The organism is Wohlfahrtiimonas populi (genome assembly GCF_002006795.1).
Classification (GTDB): Bacteria; Pseudomonadota; Gammaproteobacteria; order Cardiobacteriales; family Wohlfahrtiimonadaceae; genus Wohlfahrtiimonas; species Wohlfahrtiimonas populi.
This window is the reverse complement of sequence record NZ_MVDN01000018.1, coordinates 1-17,784: the sequence shown is the minus strand read 5'-3', so window position 1 is coordinate 17,784 and position 17,784 is coordinate 1. Positions and strand designations below refer to the sequence as shown.

Sequence of the window (17,784 nt, the reverse complement as noted above, 5' to 3'; positions counted from 1 at the left end):
AATATTGATTACATATTTATTACAATTTTCTTTAATTTTAATGGGGGGAGGTCGATAACTATGGGCGCTAAGCGATAAAACTACTGAGCATGCGAATCAATATCACTAACAAAAAGAGCGCAAAAACTTGACGGATTCGTGCAACAGGGAGTTTATAGCTGAGTTTGACACCAAAAGGCGCCGTCAAAATGCTCATGATCGCGATGCCAAAAAATGCAGGCAAATAAACATAGCCCAGTGAATAGCTTGGTAAGCCTTCCACGCCCCAGCCATTATAAATGTAACTGATTGCCCCAAATGTGGACAAAATAGCGCCAATCATTGCAGAAGTTGCAATTGCTTTATGCATTTCATAACCTAAGTAAGTTAAGATTGGAATGGCAATCACACCGCCAGCAACACCAATAAAACTTGCGATGAAACCGATGATTAACCCGCAGATTAAAAAGTAATAAAGTGGGAAGTTTGGTTCAGAAGCAGTGTTGCCTTTCTTTTTCTTAGGTTTAATCATCGCAATGATTGTGTAAGCTAAGAAAATACAGAAGATAGCTTGTAATAAAGAGTTAGAGAGCTGATTCACAATTAAGCTGCCAATCATTACACCCAATGCGCAACCTGCACCTAAATAAGGAATTTTTTTCCATAAGATAGTACCACGTTTATTATGTGACCAAGCAGATGAAGCTGTGGACATAATAATGATGGAGAAAGAAGTTCCCAATGCCATTTTCATTGTGAGTTCGTTGGGCACATTCATTTGCTCCGTCATATAATGCATCACAGGGACAATGACTGTGCCTCCGCCAATGCCTAATAAACCTGCCATAAAACCAATTAAGGCACCGACAACAATGAATGCTAGTATAAAAATCAACATGAGAAACTCCAAGATGGCACTGCGTAATATAATAATGATGAATTCTTGAGCATAACAAACTTGATAATATCTTGCCTGCAAATTTGGCATAAAAATGGTAATGTGTGATTTTTTCTAAATGACTTACTTTATTGTGAAAACGTATCAAGAGATTATTAATAAATCTGTCGCTATATTATCTCACTTGGATAATCCAAAGTTTGAGGCAGAATCATTACTGGCATTTGTTTTACAATGTAACCGTAGCCGAATTATCGCTTTTCCTGAAAAAAAAATAGAACATGACCAATATGTGCAATACATGAATTTGGTCAAGCAAAGAGAATCAGGTATGCCATTTGCCTATTTGACAGGTGAAAAAGAGTTTTATGACCTCACTTTAAAAGTTACGCCAGCAACTTTGATCCCAAGAGCAGATACAGAGTTATTAGTGGAAACTGCATTATCTAAAATGCAGGACAATGATTCATATAAAGTGATTGATATGGGAACGGGAAGTGGTGCAATTGCTTTAACCATTAAAAAGCATCGCCCAAATACTAAAGTAATCGCAGTGGATCAATCTTTAGAGGCTTTATTAGTAGCCAAAGAAAATGGTGAGCGATTGGCTTTGGATGTTGAGTTCATACACAGCGATTGGTTTAGCAATGTTCAAGGTAATGATTTTGATCTGATTGTATCGAATCCACCTTATATAGAAGAACATGATGAACATTTAGTTGGTGATGGCGTTAAGTATGAGCCAATAACAGCTTTAGTTGCTGATGATGATGGCTATTCTGATTTGTTTCATTTGATTCAAGCATCTTTGCCATTATTAAAAGAAGGCGGATGGTTGATGATGGAACATGGCTTTGAACAAGGCGAAAAACTACGTGCTGAATTTACAAAGCAAGGTTATCAAAATGTGGCAACCTTAAAAGATTTGTGTGAGAATGATCGCATTACCATTGGGCAAAAATAAAGCCCATATAAAATGGGCTTTGGGCATTAAATAAAAACTACTTCTCTAAAAGCTCATAGTTTAATGTTGCTGTATCGCTTCTACGATAATAGATAAAAGGTGTTTGATATGATTTTAAAAATTCAGCGCGCTCTTCTTTAGTATCGAACCATCTTTCCGCAGCGAAATTTTCACCTAAAAGATGTTCAGCACTTAATGGGCTATGTTCTTGAAGCGTCATTTTTACGCCATACTTTTGACTCATACAAACTCCTAAGGTTATTAATTTAATAATGTATAACTAACCACCTGTCATGGACATGAATCGAATGATTTTTGTATCATCTTCAATAAATTCATGTTTCTGTGGTTTTAGATCAATAGCTTGGTGGATTGCTGACTTAATTGCATCATCTGTGCAATCAGGTGAGCGAATCAATTCACGTAATGCATAATCATCATTTTGACCTAAGCACATATATAAGGTGCCATCAACAGATAAACGTACGCGATTACATGATTCACAAAAATGTTGGGAAATCGGTGTGATTAATCCTAAAGTGAATTTACCATCTTTGGATTTCCAATAGCGAGCAGGACCGCCACCACGAACTTCAGCAGATTCAACCAAATCATATTTTTGATAGATTTGTCGTAAGAAGTCTGTGAGGTTTTTGCCTGTTGTGCTTTGGCCTGTATGCCCCATTGGCATCACTTCAATCATGCGAAGGATAAATCCATTATCAATGCAAAATTGAATCATTGGTTCAATTTGATTGTCATTGATATTGAGCATCGGCACCATGTTGATTTTGATCTGATCAAAGCCAGCATCTTTCGCTGCCATAATGCCATCATAAACTTTATTGAAACAGTTTAAACCTGTGATCTCTTTAATTACAGATGTGCTCAAACCGTCTAAGCTGATGTTTAAACGATCCAAGCCTGCATTACGCAATGCAACAGCATGTTTACTGAGTTGAGTTGCATTGGTTGTCATGGAAAGATCTTCTACACCTGGAATTTTTTTAATAGATTCCACAAGTTTAGGTAAATCTTTGCGAAGTAATGGCTCACCGCCTGTTAAACGAAATCGCTTAACACCTAATTCTGTAAAGTTACGAATGATGCGAGTGAGCTCATCGAAAGTTAACCAGTTCTGTGGAACTTCGAAATCTCGGAATCCTTCTGGGATGCAATAAGTGCAACGTAAATCGCACTTATCAGTCACAGAGACTCTGACATAATCTATGGTTCTTCCAAACTGATCAACTAACATAACAACCTCAACAACGGCTACAGATGGAGTGACTTAACGCATTCAGATAAGAGTTCCAATTTCTTTAATTGAGTATACTCTTTTCGATAAATCAAACCAATTTTTCTTTTAGGAACAGGACCTTTAAATGGAATGCATGAAATGAGTTCCTGTAAATGGTCTTGGATCAACGCATATTTTGGTAAGACTGAAATGCCTTGGCCAGAAGCAACAATATTACGAATCGTTTCTAATGAATAATGATGTGCATTATTAGAGCTGATTTCAGGGCATTGCTCTACAACTTGATCGCGGAAGCAGTGGCCAATATTCAATAGTAAAGGATCATATTCATGGATTGTTGATGCATCGATTGAAGATTCAGCTGCCAATGGATGGTTCTTTGGTGTAATGACAAAGAATTCTTCATCGTATAATTCATCCACTGCTAATGATGGTTCATAAATGGGTAGTGCAACAATTGCAGCATCGATTTCGCCACTTTTTAACATCGGGATAATATTATCCGTTGTATTTTCATAGATGTTTAAAGTTAATTCAGGTGCTGATGCTTTTAAGACAGGAATCACACGAGGTAATAAATAAGGGGCAATTGTGAAAATAATGCCCAATTTTAATTCGCCTTGTGCTGAGTTAATAGAAACTCTCAATTCTTTTAATTGTTGTACGATAGAGAAGATCTGTTTAACTTTAGGTAACGCTTCTAAACCTTCAGGTGTTAAGAATACTTCGCTGGCAGAACGTTCAAAAAGTACGACGCCTAATGAATACTCTAAGTTTTTTATGCCAATGGATAATGCAGGTTGTGAGATGAAACACTTTTGAGCAGCGCGGCCAAAATGCTTTTCTTCCGCTACAGCTAAAAAGTACCTAAGTTCATTCAATTTCATGTGGGATGTTCTCCTGTCAGGATAAACCAAAAGCCGGTGGTTATAATTAATTTATCAACTCAATAATACCATCTTTACTTAGACAAATCAGGATTATGATATTACAGTCAAAATTTCTATTTTTTATTTATTTTATTGGTTACTGCGTTAATAATTATATATAAAAATGTAGTCCAAGTATATAAAAACTCTAATTTTCATAGGGTGCTGAAAAACGGTGTTTATTTTTGTAGTTTTTGTAGTTTTTTGCAAAAACTATAAGGGGGGGTGTCTTTTTTGTCGAAAAAGTTGGACTATTGTACGAAAAACGATAAAATTTATAGTGGCTCTTCTAGCTCAAAACCAAATGAGGAAAATAATGAAACAGATTGATAGATTTAAACAGTGGTCAGCATTATATGGTGCCAATGCGATCTATGTTGAGGAAATGTACGAATCTTATTTAGCGGACCCACATTCTGTATCAGAAGAGTGGGTGTCTTTTTTTAAAGACTTCAAAAATGATGAGACAATCAATGTTTCACATTCAGCAGTTAAAAAGTCTTTTGAAGAATTAGCAAGAATTAAAAATAACTCAGCTGCGCAATACACTATTGATCCTGTTGCATCTGAAAAACAAGCTGCTGTTCTTCGTTTGATTGAAGCTTACCGTATTCGTGGTCATCAAGCGGCGCATTTGTGCCCAGTACAAATCAGAGAGCGTCAAGTGATTCCTGAATTGTCTCCTGAATATCACGGTTTAAGTGCAAATGATTTGGAAACTGAGTTCAACTCAGGCACATTAACAAATGTTGCACAGATGAAATTGAAAGAAATCATCGCAATTCTCAATAGAACTTATACACAGTCTATTGGTGCTGAATACATGCATATAACAAAAACAGAAGAGCGCACATGGATTCAGAATCAATTAGAAAGTGTTAAAACAAACATTAAATATTCTAAAGAACAAAAAGTTGAAACTTTAAAAGAGTTAATCTCTGCTGAAGGTTTAGAGCGTTACTTGCATACTCGTTATGTGGGTCAAAAGCGTTTCTCTTTAGAAGGTAGTGATGCGTTAATTCCAATGATGCATGAATTGATCGACCAATCGAGCGAAGAAGGTGCAGAAGAAATCATCATCGGTATGGCTCACCGTGGTCGTTTAAACATGTTGGTAAATATTTTAGGTAAAGCACCTAAAGATTTGTTTGATGAATTTGAAGGTAAGCGTACTGTAGAACGCGGTGCAGGTGACGTTAAATATCACATGGGCTTCTCTTCAAGCATTCAAACTAAACATGGTGATGTTCATTTAGCATTAATGTTTAACCCATCGCATTTGGAAATTGTTAACCCAGTAACAGAAGGTTCTGTACGTGCTCGTTTAGAACGCCGTGCTGAAAACTTATCTCCATTACCATTTAATACTGTATTGCCTGTATTAATCCACGGCGATGCTGCATTTGCTGGTCAAGGCGTTGTGATGGAAACATTACAATTGTCAGAAGTTCGTGGTTACCGTTGTGGTGGTACAGTTCACATCATCGTGAATAACCAAATCGGTTTTACAACTTCTAACCCATTGGACGTTCGTTCTTCAGCTTACAGCTCTGACGTTGCTAAATTGATCCAAGCACCGATCTTCCACGTGAATGGTGATGATCCTGAAGCAGTTAAATTCATTGCTGAATTGGCAATCAACTACCGTCAAAAATTCAACAAAGATGTTGTGATTGACTTAGTTTCTTATCGTCGTTTAGGCCATAACGAAGCAGATGAGCCAAGTGCAACACAACCAATGATGTATAAGAAAATCAAAGCGCACAAAACACCAGCTGCTGTTTATGCTGATCGTTTAGTCGCTGAAGGTGTGATCACTGATGCAGAATACAAAGTGATGACTAAAGCTTATAAAGAGCGTTTAGAAGAAGGTAAATCTGTTGGCTACCCAACAATTCCTGCAATCAACGATACTTATACAAAAACTTGGGCGAAATACTTAAAGAATTCTCCAAAGTTTGGTACAGATGCTCAGAAGAATCCAAAAACAGCTGTATCTGCAAACGAAATTAAATCATTAGCAGAGCAAATGAGTGTATTGCCACAAGGCTTTACATTGCATCCACGTGTTCAAAAAATCTATGAAGACCGCATCAAAATGGCTTCAGGTGCATTGCCAATCGATTGGGGCTTTGCTGAAAACATGGCATATGCAACATTAGTTAATGAACAACATGCGGTTCGTATTTCTGGTCAGGATTCTGGCCGTGGTACGTTCTTCCATCGCCATGCTGTATTCCACAACCAAGTAGATGGCTCAAGCTATACGCCAATTCAACATTTGCAAAATGGTGCACGTTTCACTGTCATCGACTCAATCTTATCTGAAGCTGCGGTAATGGGCTTTGAATATGGCTATGCAGCAACTGAACCAGATTCATTAGTAATTTGGGAAGGCCAGTTTGGTGACTTCGCAAACGGTGCACAAGTTGTAATCGATCAGTTCATCTCAGCAGGTGAAACTAAATGGATGCGTTTATGTGGCATAGTATTGTTATTGCCACATGGTTATGAAGGTCAAGGCCCTGAGCATTCATCTGCTCGTCCTGAACGTTTCTTGCAAATGTGTGCGGAAAATAATATGTCTGTAGTTGTTCCTACAACACCAGCACAAACATTCCACTTGTTCCGTCGTCAAGTATTGCAAGAATATCGTAAACCATTAGTGTGCTTCTCACCGAAGAGCTTATTGCGTCATAAATTAGCAGTGAATACTTTGGAAGATTTAACACACGGCGAATTCCAACCAATGATTCCTGAAGTGAAAGAACTTGAGAATAAGAAGGTTGAAACATTAGTCGTATCTGTGGGTAAAATTTACTACGATTTATACGAAATGCGTGAAGAAAAAGGTTTGAATAACTTTGCTTTGGTGCGTTTAGAAGAGATCTATCCATTCCCAACAGCTAAATTGGCTGAAATTGTGGCAACTTATCCTAATGTTAAAGACATTGTGTTTGTACAGGATGAGCCAATTAATCAAGGTTACGCCTTCTTTGTTCGTGATTATCTTGATATTTACAAATCTAAGAAAGTATCAGTTCGTTATGTAGCGAGAGACGCAAGTGCATCTCCAGCAGTTGGTTACAATAGTGTTCACGTTGAACAGCAAAACCAATTGTTACAGCAAGTATTTAATATTGATTTATAAAGAACCACCAAAGATTTTTAAGGAGAATCTCATGAGTATTGAAATTAAAGTTCCGGTATTACCAGAATCAGTTGCAGACGCATTATTGGCAGTATGGCACGTCAAAGAAGGCGATTTCGTTAACGAAGGTGACAACCTTGTTGATTTAGAAACAGATAAAGTAATGTTGGAAGTTCCTGCAACAGTTAGCGGAACAATTCAATCAATCAAAATCCCTGAAGGTACAAACGTAACTGCAGGCGAAATTTTAGCAATTTTAGTAGAAGGTGCGGCAGCTGCTGCTCCTCCTGCAGCTAAAGAAGAAGCACCAGCCGCTGCGGCAGCTGATGATGCTCACAAATTATCTCCAGCCGTAAAAGTATTGGTTGAAGAAAATAAATTGGATGTATCTGTTATTCCTGCAACAGGTAAAGATGGGCGTCATACTAAAGAAGATATCTTGAAATTCTTGGAAAACGGCAAATCAGCACCAAAAACGGCAGCACCTGCGGCACCAAAAGCTGCACCAACAGCTGCACCATTGAATATTCCAATGGGTAACCGCACAGAACAACGCGTTCCAATGACACGTTTACGTGCAACAATCGCTGACCGTTTATTAGAAGCTAAAAACAGCACAGCAATGTTGACAACTTTCAACGAAGTTAACATGGCAAACGTAATTGAATTACGTAAGAAGCACAAAGATGAATTTGAAAAGCGTCATGGGATCAAATTAGGCTTCATGTCTTTCTTCGTAAAAGCAGCTGTTGAAGCATTGAAAAAATATCCAGCAGTTAACGCATCAATCGATGGTAATGACATGATTTATCATGGTTACTTCGATATCGGTGTTGCGGTTTCATCTCCACGTGGTTTAGTTGTTCCTGTGATCCGTGATGCTGACCAAAAATCATTGGCTGAAATCGAAAAAACAATCATGGATTTCGCAATCCGTGCGAAAGAAGGCAAGTTAGGCTTAGAAGATATGACTGGCGGTACATTCACTGTAACTAACGGTGGTGTATTTGGCTCTATGATGTCTACACCAATCATCAACCCACCACAAAGCGGTATCTTGGGCATGCATAAAACTTATGATCGTCCAATCGCTGAAAATGGCCAAGTTGTTATTGCACCAATGATGTACTTAGCACATTCTTATGACCACAGAATCATCGATGGTAAAGAAGCTGTTGGTTTCTTAGTTGCAATCAAAGATGCAATCGAAGATCCAACTCGTTTATTGTTAGACATCTAATTGAAACAATCTTCTTAAATGATAATCACTTTGTTGATTATCATTGATTCAAGCCTCGCTGATGGCGAGGCTCATAATCGATCTACAAGGAAATCATCATGGCAAAAAAATATGACGTCATCGTAATTGGCGGTGGTCCTGCGGGTTATGTTGCAGCAATTCGTGCAGCACAATTGGGTTTGAAAACAGCATGTGTTGAAAAATGGTTGTCACCAGAAGGCACGCCTTCATTGGGTGGTACATGTTTGAACGTTGGTTGTATTCCTTCGAAAGCATTATTGGAATCATCTCATCACTTTGCTTATGCAAAAGAAGGCTTTAGCCAACACGGTATTAAAGTGGGCGGCGTAGGCATTGATGTTGCACAAATGATTGGTCGTAAAGATGACATCGTTAAGCAATTAACGGGTGGTATCGCTCAATTGTTCAAAGCAAACAAAATTGACTGGTTGCAAGGTGAAGGTACTTTATTCCCAGAGCGCGTTGTAAAAGTTAAAGATCATGATGGTAAAGTTGAAGAATACCAAGCTGATAATGTAATTTTAGCATCAGGTTCTACACCAATTGATATCGGTGCTGCACCATTAGATGGCAAGCGCATCATTGATTCAGCAGGTGCATTGGCATTGACTGAAGTACCTAAGCGCTTAGGTGTGATCGGTGGCGGTGTGATTGGTTTGGAAATGGCAAGTGTTTGGTCACGTTTAGGTGCTGAAGTTGTTATTTTCGAAGCAATGGATTCATTCTTAGCAGGTGCTGATGCTGCAATTGCACGTGATGCATTGCGTAGCTTCACTAAGCAAGGTTTGGATGTGCGTTTAGGCGCGCGCGTATTGTCAACAACGACATCTAAGAAAGATGTAAAAGTGACATATTCAAATACTGAAGGTGAGCATAACGAAACATTTGATTACTTATTGGTTGCTGTTGGTCGTGCGCCATACACAGCTAACTTGGTAGATCCAAGTGTTGATTTAGTGATGGATGGTAGTCGCGTTCACGTGGATGGTAACTGTGCAACTAACGTTCCTGGCGTTTGGGCAATTGGTGACTTAGTTCGTGGTCCAATGCTTGCGCATAAAGGTTCTGAAGAAGGTGTTGCTGTTGCTGATCGTATCGCTGGTAAATATGCATTTGTTGACTATGATTTAGTACCATTTGTCATTTATACAAGCCCTGAAATTGCATGGGTTGGTAAAACTGAACAAGCTTGTAAGCAAGAAGGCTTGGATATTAAAGTGGGTACATTCCCATTTGCAGCATCAGGTCGCGCACGTGCGATGGATGCAACTGAAGGTCAAGTGAAAATCATCGCTGATGCTAAATATGATCGCGTTTTAGGTGTACATATTTTAGGTGCAAATGCTTCTGAATTGATTCATGAAGCTGTAGTTGCAATGAGCTTTGGTTCTTCATCTGAAGATATTGCTCGCATCATGCATGCTCACCCAACATTAGCTGAATCTGTAAAAGAAGCAGCGTTGGCAGTGCATAAAGAAGCAATCCACACAGTAAACAAAAAGTAATTTGATCTGATTAAATTACAATGAATGAAAAGCCTGCTAATGTAATGATTAGCAGGCTTTTTTAATGGTTTGATTAGCATCAGGTATTTTTTTGATAGTAATATTATAATTAATACAAATAATAATCAGAAAGGAAAGCTATAATCATGCAAGATCAAGAGTTGATTCAATTATTACAAAAAGTAACTGAAGAAGATGCTTCACAGGAAAATACACAAAAACTATTAGAAAACATAAATGAAATATCAGCATTACCAGTATTTTTACCGAATATGAATGGTGAAGCGATTGATGAAAATAGCCCAGCACAAATGGCTATTGAACCATTTATTACAGTCGTGAGCGGTGATACAGATAAAACAGAAATTATGTGCGTGCATCTTTTTCTAGATAAAGCAGCAAGTGAAACATATTTTGATGAAGAAGTTTTAAGTTCTACAGCATTATTGGAAACTAATTTTGCTTGGTCAGTTATGGATTTACCAAAGTTGTTGGGCAAACAAAAAATGCCTTATATGTTTGTGTATCATTACAGCGATTTAGAGTCAGAAACTAAAACATCGTTATTGATTTTGACAGAAGTAATGCTTCCGCAAATTGAGAGAATTTTAACAGTACATTCTTTGATTAATACACCAACTTTATCTAAAGAGCTTTGGGGAGCAATTAATGTTAAAAAGCTGAAACAATATGGTTATCAATTTGCTTTGAATCATCCTACGGTAGATCGCGTTTGGATGTGTGCAATGGGTGCGTTTTTATATATTGTTGTGGATGGTAGCTTGTCCAATGAACAGGAAAAAAACTTTCAGTCAGAGGTACAATTGTTATTGAAACAGCAGGTCGAGAAGCGTTTAAGTATTAATGTGGATGTGATTGTGCAAAATTATAAAGATATTGATGAGTTGATCAAAGAAGGTATTGAGTCTTATGGTGGTTTAGTTTTTGATAAGTCTCAGACTAAAGGAATGATTGGGCAATGGTTTAATGCTCGACGATTGTTACCAGTTTTGGTTGCCCCAGAATTAGCTGAATAGTTTGTGAAATGTCCCAACTTTTAGAATAATAAATGCCAAAAGAATCATTCGGAATGAGAAAGCATGCAAAAGCAGAAGTTAATTCACATCTTACATCAAATGGCGGAGGATGAATTTAATCCCGATAATGTGCAAAGATTATTAGCCAATGGCGCAGCGATGCAATCGCTAGAAGTATTTATCCCAAATACAAATAACGCATTTATTAATAATGAAGGTGAAGGATTAGCTAATATTCGCCCTTTGATCACTGAGATAAAAGATGAAAGTGGTAAGAATACGATGTACTTGCATGTTTTTTTGGATGAAAGCATTGGCAAAGAATGTATTCCAAATCATCTAACAAAAGATATTTCGATTTTAAAGAATACTTTTGGATGGGCAAGCCTTGCATTACCTGAAATCGTCGTGCATCAAAATTCATCATGCATGATAATACTTCATCATAGTGAAGCATTAAATCATTCTGAATACGAATCACCAATCATTCTCTCGCCCATTAATTTGTTGAATATCGCCAAAGTATTGTATGCCAATCCTCATGTTTTGATGCCAGAGCATGCTGTGCAAATATGGAATATGATTAGTGCTAAAGAATTAAAGAAATATAGTTATCAATTTGCATCTGAACATATATTAATTAATCGATTATGGTTATTTGCCGAGGGTATATCCATATATATCGTTGTGGATGGTGGTTTATCTAATAATCAATGGCAAATTTTACAGTCAGATTTGCAAGTATTGCTAGCTAAACAGTTAGGCGATAATTTTAAGATTCCATTGAGTATCGTTGTTGAAGATTATAAAAGCAGTGAAGCTTGGATTAAAGATGTTGTTAGCCGATATGGCTGTTTAGTGTTTGATCGAGAGAAACCGCAAGGCGCCATTAAACGATGGTTCAATGTGCGCCGTCAGCTATCAGTTGTTGTTGATTCAAATTTTATTGAGTAATTGATGGCTAATCCCACTGAATCTCTCAGTTTTTCGCTCAATAGTTTGGCGAATATTGTAAGGCGTGCCAATAATAGTGAGATTATTTTTAGCGCGTGTGATGCCAGTATATAACAGCTCTTTCGTGAGAATTTGACTAGAGAAATCAGGTAATACAATAATCACATGATCAAATTCACTGCCTTGTGATTTGTGAATTGTCATCGCAAATGCTGTTTCATATTGTGGTAAAAGCTGAACAGGAATATACCGCAATTCGCCATTATCACTTTCAAAATAAGCAATTAAACGATTATCTTCTCGCACAATGATACCAACATCGCCATTGAAGATATGATTCACATAATCATTTTGTAAAATCATAATCGCTTGGCCATGATAAAGCTGGCGATCATCTTCAAGTTTGAATAATTGTGTGCTGATATATTCATTGATAGCTTTTGTGCCAAATTCTGAAATGTTTGTGGCACATAGGATTCTGACTTGATGCAATGCTTTGAATAATTCTTCGGGTGATGTTTCAGTTTTGCATAGTTCAATATAAGGCTTCAATAAATCATTGATGGGCTGTAACCAATCTTCATCACGTGAATTAATGAAGGTTAGCTCTTCAGGATGTTTTTCTATGGTCGGTAAAAATGCACGATATTTTTGCTCATTCACTGCTTTGGATAATTGACCAATACCTGAATCAGCAGAGAAGCGGTGGCTCTCTGTTAATAATGTCACATTATTTAAAGGAACAGTTTTAGGTAGGAATTCTGCTGTTAATGATTGCCTAACGATGGATTCCAATTGCGTTAATCGAGTTTGGTCATAACCAATGTCTTGGCAGATTTCGCCCATGATTGCGCCAGCTTCTACAGATGCTAATTGATCTTTATCACCTAAAATAATCATGCGAATATTCTGTGGCAAAGCCTGAATCAATAGATTGAAGATATATAAATCAATCATGGATGCTTCATCGATGATGATTAAATCTGTGGGCAAAGGATGATAGGAATGAAATCTTGGTTTAATTTGGCTAGGGTTAAAACTCAATAAGCGATGCAGAGTTGTACTGTTATTGGGAATTTTATCGAGTAAATCTACTAATTCAGGATGTGATGTTTTGAATTGGCTTTTTTGTTTCTCGATGGATTCACTTAAGCGTGCAGCAGCTTTACCTGTTGGCGCTGTTAGAGATATATGTAAATCAGGATGTTCATTCAATAACAATAATAGAACTTTAATAACAGTTGTTGTTTTGCCCGTACCTGGGCCACCAGAAATGATTGAAACAGGCGATAATAATACATTAGCAGCGGCTAATTTCTGTTTATTTAAAATTTCTTCTTTAGGGAATAGTTCATGCAATAGGGCGATTGTTTGTTCTGAAGGCTGATCAATGGTGCTTTGTTGATTGGCTTTAAGAAAATCCACAATGATCTTTTCATAATTAAGGTTTTTTGTGAGATAAATTCCTGCTTCAGTAACGCTGATGGGAAAATTCTTTTTATGCTGAATTTCGCTTAAAACTTGATCCCAATCTGCTTGGCTATCAATGTTAGCTAAAGCTTTTAAAGTATTACTACATTCAATAGCTTTTTCATAATTGATATCAGAAATCCAATCATTGGATTGATATAAGAAACTACGCGGAATCATCGTATGCTTCATACCATAAGCATGGCTTGTTAGGAGCGCGATCAATTGATGTTGTAGATTCTCAGGCGCAACAACTTTTGCAAAATGGTAATCAATGCTGTTGAAAAATCCTGATTGCTTCGCATAATCCAGTAACTTACTCATGATCAGCTCCCATTAATTGATCCAATGCAACAATATCTTCTTCCTTAGGTTTCCTAAAGTAAATGCCATGATTGCCTGAATGGCTCATGCCGCGGACAAATAGATAGAAAATTCCACCAAAATGCTCATCATAATTAAAATCTGGCATTCTGAATTTGAGATAACGCATTAAAGCCACAGAATAAATGAGATATTGCACATCATAATAAGCATCCAGCATCGCTTGATGAACATTGGCTTCATGATAATCTTCAGGTAAATCACCTAAATAGTTGGTTTTGTAATCGGTAATGTAGAATTTGCCATTGTGTACAAAGATCAAGTCGATGAAGCCTTTCATCATGCCTTGTAATGTGAAGAAATTCAGTTGAGGCAAAGTTTCTGAGTCACGATAATTCTGTAAATAACGATTAAATTTTTCAGCTGTGAACGGTTGTTTTACTGGGAACAGGAATTCTAATTCATGTAGAGCATTCGTTTGCAAAGATTCAGCAAAGGTTAAATTGGGTAGCAATTCATTTTTGAAAATATCTGCTAACCAATTCAACACAACATCCACCCAAATATCCAAATTATTGCTCACTTCTTCGGAGAAGAATGTTCTGCTTAATATATTGGTGAGATACTCTTTATTGAGTAGATCTTGTGGTTTATGCTTTTCAAACAGTTCATGCATGAATGTTCCTGTATGAGCACCTTTTGGGAAGGTGAAAATCGAAGGAATTGGCTCGGTAGTTGATTCCACAATCACTTCATCAATATTAGCTTCATCTTGGTTTTCTTGCACAAAGTAAGAATGTGGTGCATCTTTGGTTAACTGAGTAAAGCTCGAGATATTCCATGCTCGATTAATTTTACCTGTGAATGTTGCTGCGGTTAGATCTTCAGTAAGTTCAGGTTTTGCACTGTATTCAACTTGTACTTGTGTATTCATCGGCAAGATTTGCACGTGCTGTAATTTTTCTAAACGATCTAAAGAGAATGGTTCATTCTTTTCTGTATTGAATAATGTGGAGAAAACCACTTTATCATTCACATTGGTTGTACGATCTAAGAAGTTTTCAGAAAGCGCAAACTCACAATAGTATTTAGCGCGCGTTAAGGCAACATATAATAAACGGGCATTTTCAGCTTGTTCATTGCTGAGTGACAGCAATTCCTGCGCTTCATTTTTACTGTAATCTAAAGTTTTCTGTCCATTCTCTTGATTCACGATGAAAGGCGGTTTGTCCACTTTGGCTTCAAAGTTCGATGGAATGAATGTGATGGGGAATTCCAAGCCTTTCGAGCCATGAATCGTCATGATTGTAATGACATTCATTTCGCTTTCTAGGCGCAAACTATTGCTACTTCCGCTGAGTTCATCGACAGAATCATCAGGTGAATTGATTTGCTGTGTGAACCATTCTAATAAGGCTTCTTTTGTGGGCGCTAATAAGCTTTGTGTTTGCAATAATTCACAGAGATGACGAAGATCAGTCATGATGCGATCAAACTCATCATGATTTCTAAAGCGATGAATACGATGATGGCGATGTAAAAATTGATCCATCATTGGAATGATGCCAACTTTATCCCAATCTTGTAAGCATTGTTCGCGCTCAATCAAGAAATCTTCATATTGCTGATGATCTTCTAATAGATGATGCAATTCATTCAAAGAGAGTTGATAGAGTAGGGAAGCGAAAGTTTGCTTCATTAACTCTTGGTTACGCGAATCTAATAAGCTCGTGAGGAATAGATGCAATAATCCTGCAGCTTTACTTTTGAATACTTTGCTTTTATCTGAGAGATAAACGGCAGGCAATTCTGCATCGCGTAAAGCTCGAAGCAATGCGTCCGCATCACCTTTGTCGCGTACTAATATAGTGATGTCTTGATGTTCAATGGCACGTGCTTCGCCGTTTTGGTGAATTTTACCTTGTACTAATAATTGTTGAATGCGTTGAGTGATATATTCAGCAGAGGCTTTTTGAAAACCTCCTTTATTATTGTCACCTTCTAAATATGCAATACCAACGCCTTTTTGTTGAACATCATTCACAGTTAAATAGTTGAGGACTGCTTTTTCTGGTGTTGCAACAGGTTGGAAGGGAATGTCTTCAGCTAAGAATGGATTGTCATTTTGCTCGAATAATTCATTCACACCTTTAACAACAGCTTCGCTTGAGCGATAGTTTGTACCTAATGAATATTGATGTTCTGCGGAATGTTTTGCATTCAAATAAGTATTGATATCTGCGCCGCGGAATTTATAGATGGATTGCTTAGGATCACCAATCATTAACAGTGCGCGATCTTCTGTATTACCAAAGAGCTGTGAGAATATATTGTATTGAACATTATCTGTGTCTTGGAATTCATCGATCATGGCAATTTTATAGCGATCACGAATTTTTTCTAATTGCTCAGGTGTTGCATTGGTGATGAGCTTTTCAGTTTCATTAATCAGATCATCAAAAAATAATAGGTTATTTTTTTGTTTCAATGTTGAAAAAATACTATGACATTGCTGTGTTGCAAATGCCCAAAAGATCGCTTGGATTTGATTTTGATCGAGTTCGCCATCTTCGCCTTGGCAATTGAAGATGGCTGTTTCTAACTCTTCAATGGATTGTGGCGCATTTAAAGATTCTGCTACAGATATAAATGGGGCGATTTTGCTTTGAAGATGTGAAGGATTGTTATAAACAGGATAAGCAATCGGTGCTAATCGATCTGAANTGCTGTGTTGCAAATGCCCAAAAGATCGCTTGGATTTGATTTTGATCGAGTTCGCCATCTTCGCCTTGGCAATTGAAGATGGCTGTTTCTAACTCTTCAATGGATTGTGGCGCATTTAAAGATTCTGCTACAGATATAAATGGGGCGATTTTGCTTTGAAGATGTGAAGGATTGTTATAAACAGGATAAGCAATCGGTGCTAATCGATCTGAAAAGTAGTAACAAACTTCACGCCAAAATTGTTTTGCTGTTTCTGTTTGCAAATCATAATCAGAAGTTTCTAATCTCGCATCAAAAGGTAGTTGAGAATCTAAAGGGTTTTGGTTTAAAAAACGTTGGCAGAAGCTGTGAATTGTGAAGATGTTAGCATCACTCATTAATCTTTCAGCTTCATTTAATATTGCACGTGCTTTGATGTATTCGTTTTTAGGAATTAGTGTTAGAATATTTTGGATGAATTCATCATCGCTGTTTTCTGTTTTAAATGCATGTTGCACTTCTAATATACGATCATAAATTCTAATACTTAATTCAGCAGTGGCAGCTTTGGTGAAAGTTACAATTAATATGTCGCTAAGTTTGAATGGTTCAGGCAGATTGATGCCTAAAAGATAACGTATGACTAAAGATGTAATGGTATATGTTTTACCTGTACCAGCCGATGCTTCTATTAGCGTTTTGCCAGTAATAATCGAATGAATGGGTGAGATTATTTTCATAGTAGATTGAATGCAATAGTTTTTGTGAAGAGATTATAAAACGTAATAGTTATTTCGGTAGCATCTTGTGGAGATATTGGTTTATAATCATAAGATTGAACAGTAAGTGTATTACATTATTAAATAAATTGTAATAACGAGAAAATCAAAAAAAGGTCAGGATAAAACATGAAATTCGTTACAGTAAATATTTTGGGAACGGTAGATCGCGACACAGGCCGTGAGATCATTGTCGGTGCTGCGCATCGTAGCCAATATTCATTTGTAGCTGTAGAACACATTACGCTTATTAATGTGAAAGATAAAAAAGTCTATTTAACATTAACCACAGGAAAAGTATTGATCTGTACTTTAGGTGTCTTAGCTTTATTAAAAGACCACATTGATTAATACATTCATTTAAGAATGCTTGTAAAACCCCACATGAAATATGTGGGGTTTTCATTTTTATAGGTTTTGATACTCAAATAACTTTAAATTTTAGCCATCTCACCACAAGCGAGATGCCATATAGGTAAATATTTAACGAATTTTAAAAGGTTATAACTATATATGTATGCATCAAAGGGTAGATATGAATGTGAATTTGGGGCTATATTGGTAGTTGT

Annotated in this window: 14 protein-coding genes; 7 read left to right on the top strand and 7 right to left on the bottom strand. The window is 37.0% G+C overall.

Annotated elements, in window-relative coordinates; all coding sequences use genetic code 11:
- Positions 1 to 67: 67 nt before the first annotated feature.
- Complete coding sequence (locus BZK16_RS13115) at positions 68 to 877, bottom strand: sulfite exporter TauE/SafE family protein (RefSeq protein WP_077929341.1); 810 nt, start codon at positions 875 to 877, stop codon at positions 68 to 70.
- A 118-nt stretch (positions 878 to 995) separates the two neighbouring features.
- Here BZK16_RS13115 and prmC point away from each other — a divergent pair, with 118 nt between their 5' ends.
- Positions 996 to 1,841: a peptide chain release factor N(5)-glutamine methyltransferase gene (prmC, locus tag BZK16_RS13110; protein ID WP_077929340.1), complete on the top strand. Its 846-nt coding sequence runs from the start codon at positions 996 to 998 to the stop codon at positions 1,839 to 1,841.
- Positions 1,842 to 1,878: 37 nt separating this feature from the next.
- On the opposite strand, the gene BZK16_RS13105 is transcribed toward prmC, so the two are convergent.
- From BZK16_RS13105 to BZK16_RS13095, 3 genes are read right to left on the bottom strand one after another with little or no spacing between them, the layout of a single operon-like run.
- Positions 1,879 to 2,085, bottom strand: a complete 207-nt coding sequence (locus BZK16_RS13105; protein ID WP_077929339.1) for a hypothetical protein — start codon at positions 2,083 to 2,085, stop codon at positions 1,879 to 1,881.
- A 36-nt stretch (positions 2,086 to 2,121) separates the two neighbouring features.
- A complete protein-coding gene (gene moaA, locus BZK16_RS13100) occupies positions 2,122 to 3,099 on the bottom strand; it encodes a GTP 3',8-cyclase MoaA (RefSeq protein ID WP_077929338.1) in 978 nt (325 codons plus the stop codon).
- Positions 3,100 to 3,116: 17 nt separating this feature from the next.
- Positions 3,117 to 3,989, bottom strand: a complete 873-nt coding sequence (locus BZK16_RS13095) for a hydrogen peroxide-inducible genes activator (protein ID WP_077929337.1) — start codon at positions 3,987 to 3,989, stop codon at positions 3,117 to 3,119.
- Positions 3,990 to 4,347: 358 nt separating this feature from the next.
- On the opposite strand from BZK16_RS13095, the gene BZK16_RS13090 reads away from it, so the two are divergent.
- The 5 genes from BZK16_RS13090 to BZK16_RS13070 all read left to right on the top strand — a co-directional run bounded on the left by BZK16_RS13090 (position 4,348) and on the right by BZK16_RS13070 (position 11,939).
- Positions 4,348 to 7,182, top strand: a complete 2,835-nt coding sequence (locus BZK16_RS13090) for a 2-oxoglutarate dehydrogenase E1 component (RefSeq protein WP_077929336.1) — start codon at positions 4,348 to 4,350, stop codon at positions 7,180 to 7,182.
- A gap of 31 nt (positions 7,183 to 7,213) precedes the next feature.
- Complete coding sequence (gene odhB / locus BZK16_RS13085; protein ID WP_077929335.1) at positions 7,214 to 8,422, top strand: 2-oxoglutarate dehydrogenase complex dihydrolipoyllysine-residue succinyltransferase; 1,209 nt, start codon at positions 7,214 to 7,216, stop codon at positions 8,420 to 8,422.
- Between the two features lie 98 nt (positions 8,423 to 8,520).
- Complete coding sequence (gene lpdA, locus BZK16_RS13080; RefSeq protein WP_077929334.1) at positions 8,521 to 9,948, top strand: dihydrolipoyl dehydrogenase; 1,428 nt, start codon at positions 8,521 to 8,523, stop codon at positions 9,946 to 9,948.
- A gap of 146 nt (positions 9,949 to 10,094) precedes the next feature.
- Complete coding sequence (locus BZK16_RS13075) at positions 10,095 to 10,985, top strand: hypothetical protein (RefSeq protein ID WP_077929333.1); 891 nt, start codon at positions 10,095 to 10,097, stop codon at positions 10,983 to 10,985.
- 63 nt (positions 10,986 to 11,048) lie between these two features.
- A complete protein-coding gene (locus BZK16_RS13070) occupies positions 11,049 to 11,939 on the top strand; it encodes a hypothetical protein (protein WP_077929332.1) in 891 nt (296 codons plus the stop codon).
- Here the strand turns inward: BZK16_RS13070 and recD are convergent.
- From recD to BZK16_RS13055, 3 genes are read right to left on the bottom strand one after another with little or no spacing between them, the layout of a single operon-like run.
- Positions 11,922 to 13,733, bottom strand: a complete 1,812-nt coding sequence (gene recD, locus BZK16_RS13065) for an exodeoxyribonuclease V subunit alpha (protein WP_077929331.1) — start codon at positions 13,731 to 13,733, stop codon at positions 11,922 to 11,924. The genes BZK16_RS13070 and recD overlap by 18 nt on opposite strands.
- Positions 13,726 to 16,515, bottom strand: a complete 2,790-nt coding sequence (locus BZK16_RS13060) for a UvrD-helicase domain-containing protein (protein WP_077929330.1) — start codon at positions 16,513 to 16,515, stop codon at positions 13,726 to 13,728. Before BZK16_RS13060 ends, recD begins: the two co-directional genes overlap by 8 nt.
- Positions 16,418 to 17,176: a UvrD-helicase domain-containing protein gene (locus BZK16_RS13055; RefSeq protein ID WP_077929357.1), complete on the bottom strand. Its 759-nt coding sequence runs from the start codon at positions 17,174 to 17,176 to the stop codon at positions 16,418 to 16,420. The genes BZK16_RS13060 and BZK16_RS13055 overlap by 98 nt, the downstream gene beginning before the upstream one ends.
- Positions 17,177 to 17,344: 168 nt before the next feature.
- Between BZK16_RS13055 and BZK16_RS13050 the strand changes: the two genes are divergently transcribed.
- Complete coding sequence (locus tag BZK16_RS13050; protein WP_077926753.1) at positions 17,345 to 17,566, top strand: hypothetical protein; 222 nt, start codon at positions 17,345 to 17,347, stop codon at positions 17,564 to 17,566.
- Positions 17,567 to 17,784: the final 218 nt, after the last annotated feature.

What these genes read in the sequence shown, in the direction of transcription:
- recD (WP_077929331.1), bottom strand. Translation starts at nt 13,733, where the DNA reads ATGAGTAAGTTACTGGATTATGCGAAGCAATCAGGATTTTTCAACAGC.
- BZK16_RS13070 (WP_077929332.1), top strand. Translation starts at nt 11,049, where the DNA reads ATGCAAAAGCAGAAGTTAATTCACATCTTACATCAAATGGCGGAGGAT.
- BZK16_RS13095 (WP_077929337.1), bottom strand. Translation starts at nt 3,989, where the DNA reads ATGAAATTGAATGAACTTAGGTACTTTTTAGCTGTAGCGGAAGAAAAG.
- BZK16_RS13075 (WP_077929333.1), top strand. Translation starts at nt 10,095, where the DNA reads ATGCAAGATCAAGAGTTGATTCAATTATTACAAAAAGTAACTGAAGAA.
- BZK16_RS13090 (WP_077929336.1), top strand. Translation starts at nt 4,348, where the DNA reads ATGAAACAGATTGATAGATTTAAACAGTGGTCAGCATTATATGGTGCC.
- lpdA (WP_077929334.1), top strand. Translation starts at nt 8,521, where the DNA reads ATGGCAAAAAAATATGACGTCATCGTAATTGGCGGTGGTCCTGCGGGT.
- odhB (WP_077929335.1), top strand. Translation starts at nt 7,214, where the DNA reads ATGAGTATTGAAATTAAAGTTCCGGTATTACCAGAATCAGTTGCAGAC.
- BZK16_RS13105 (WP_077929339.1), bottom strand. Translation starts at nt 2,085, where the DNA reads ATGAGTCAAAAGTATGGCGTAAAAATGACGCTTCAAGAACATAGCCCA.
- BZK16_RS13050 (WP_077926753.1), top strand. Translation starts at nt 17,345, where the DNA reads ATGAAATTCGTTACAGTAAATATTTTGGGAACGGTAGATCGCGACACA.
- prmC (WP_077929340.1), top strand. Translation starts at nt 996, where the DNA reads ATGACTTACTTTATTGTGAAAACGTATCAAGAGATTATTAATAAATCT.
- BZK16_RS13115 (WP_077929341.1), bottom strand. Translation starts at nt 877, where the DNA reads ATGTTGATTTTTATACTAGCATTCATTGTTGTCGGTGCCTTAATTGGT.
- moaA (WP_077929338.1), bottom strand. Translation starts at nt 3,099, where the DNA reads ATGTTAGTTGATCAGTTTGGAAGAACCATAGATTATGTCAGAGTCTCT.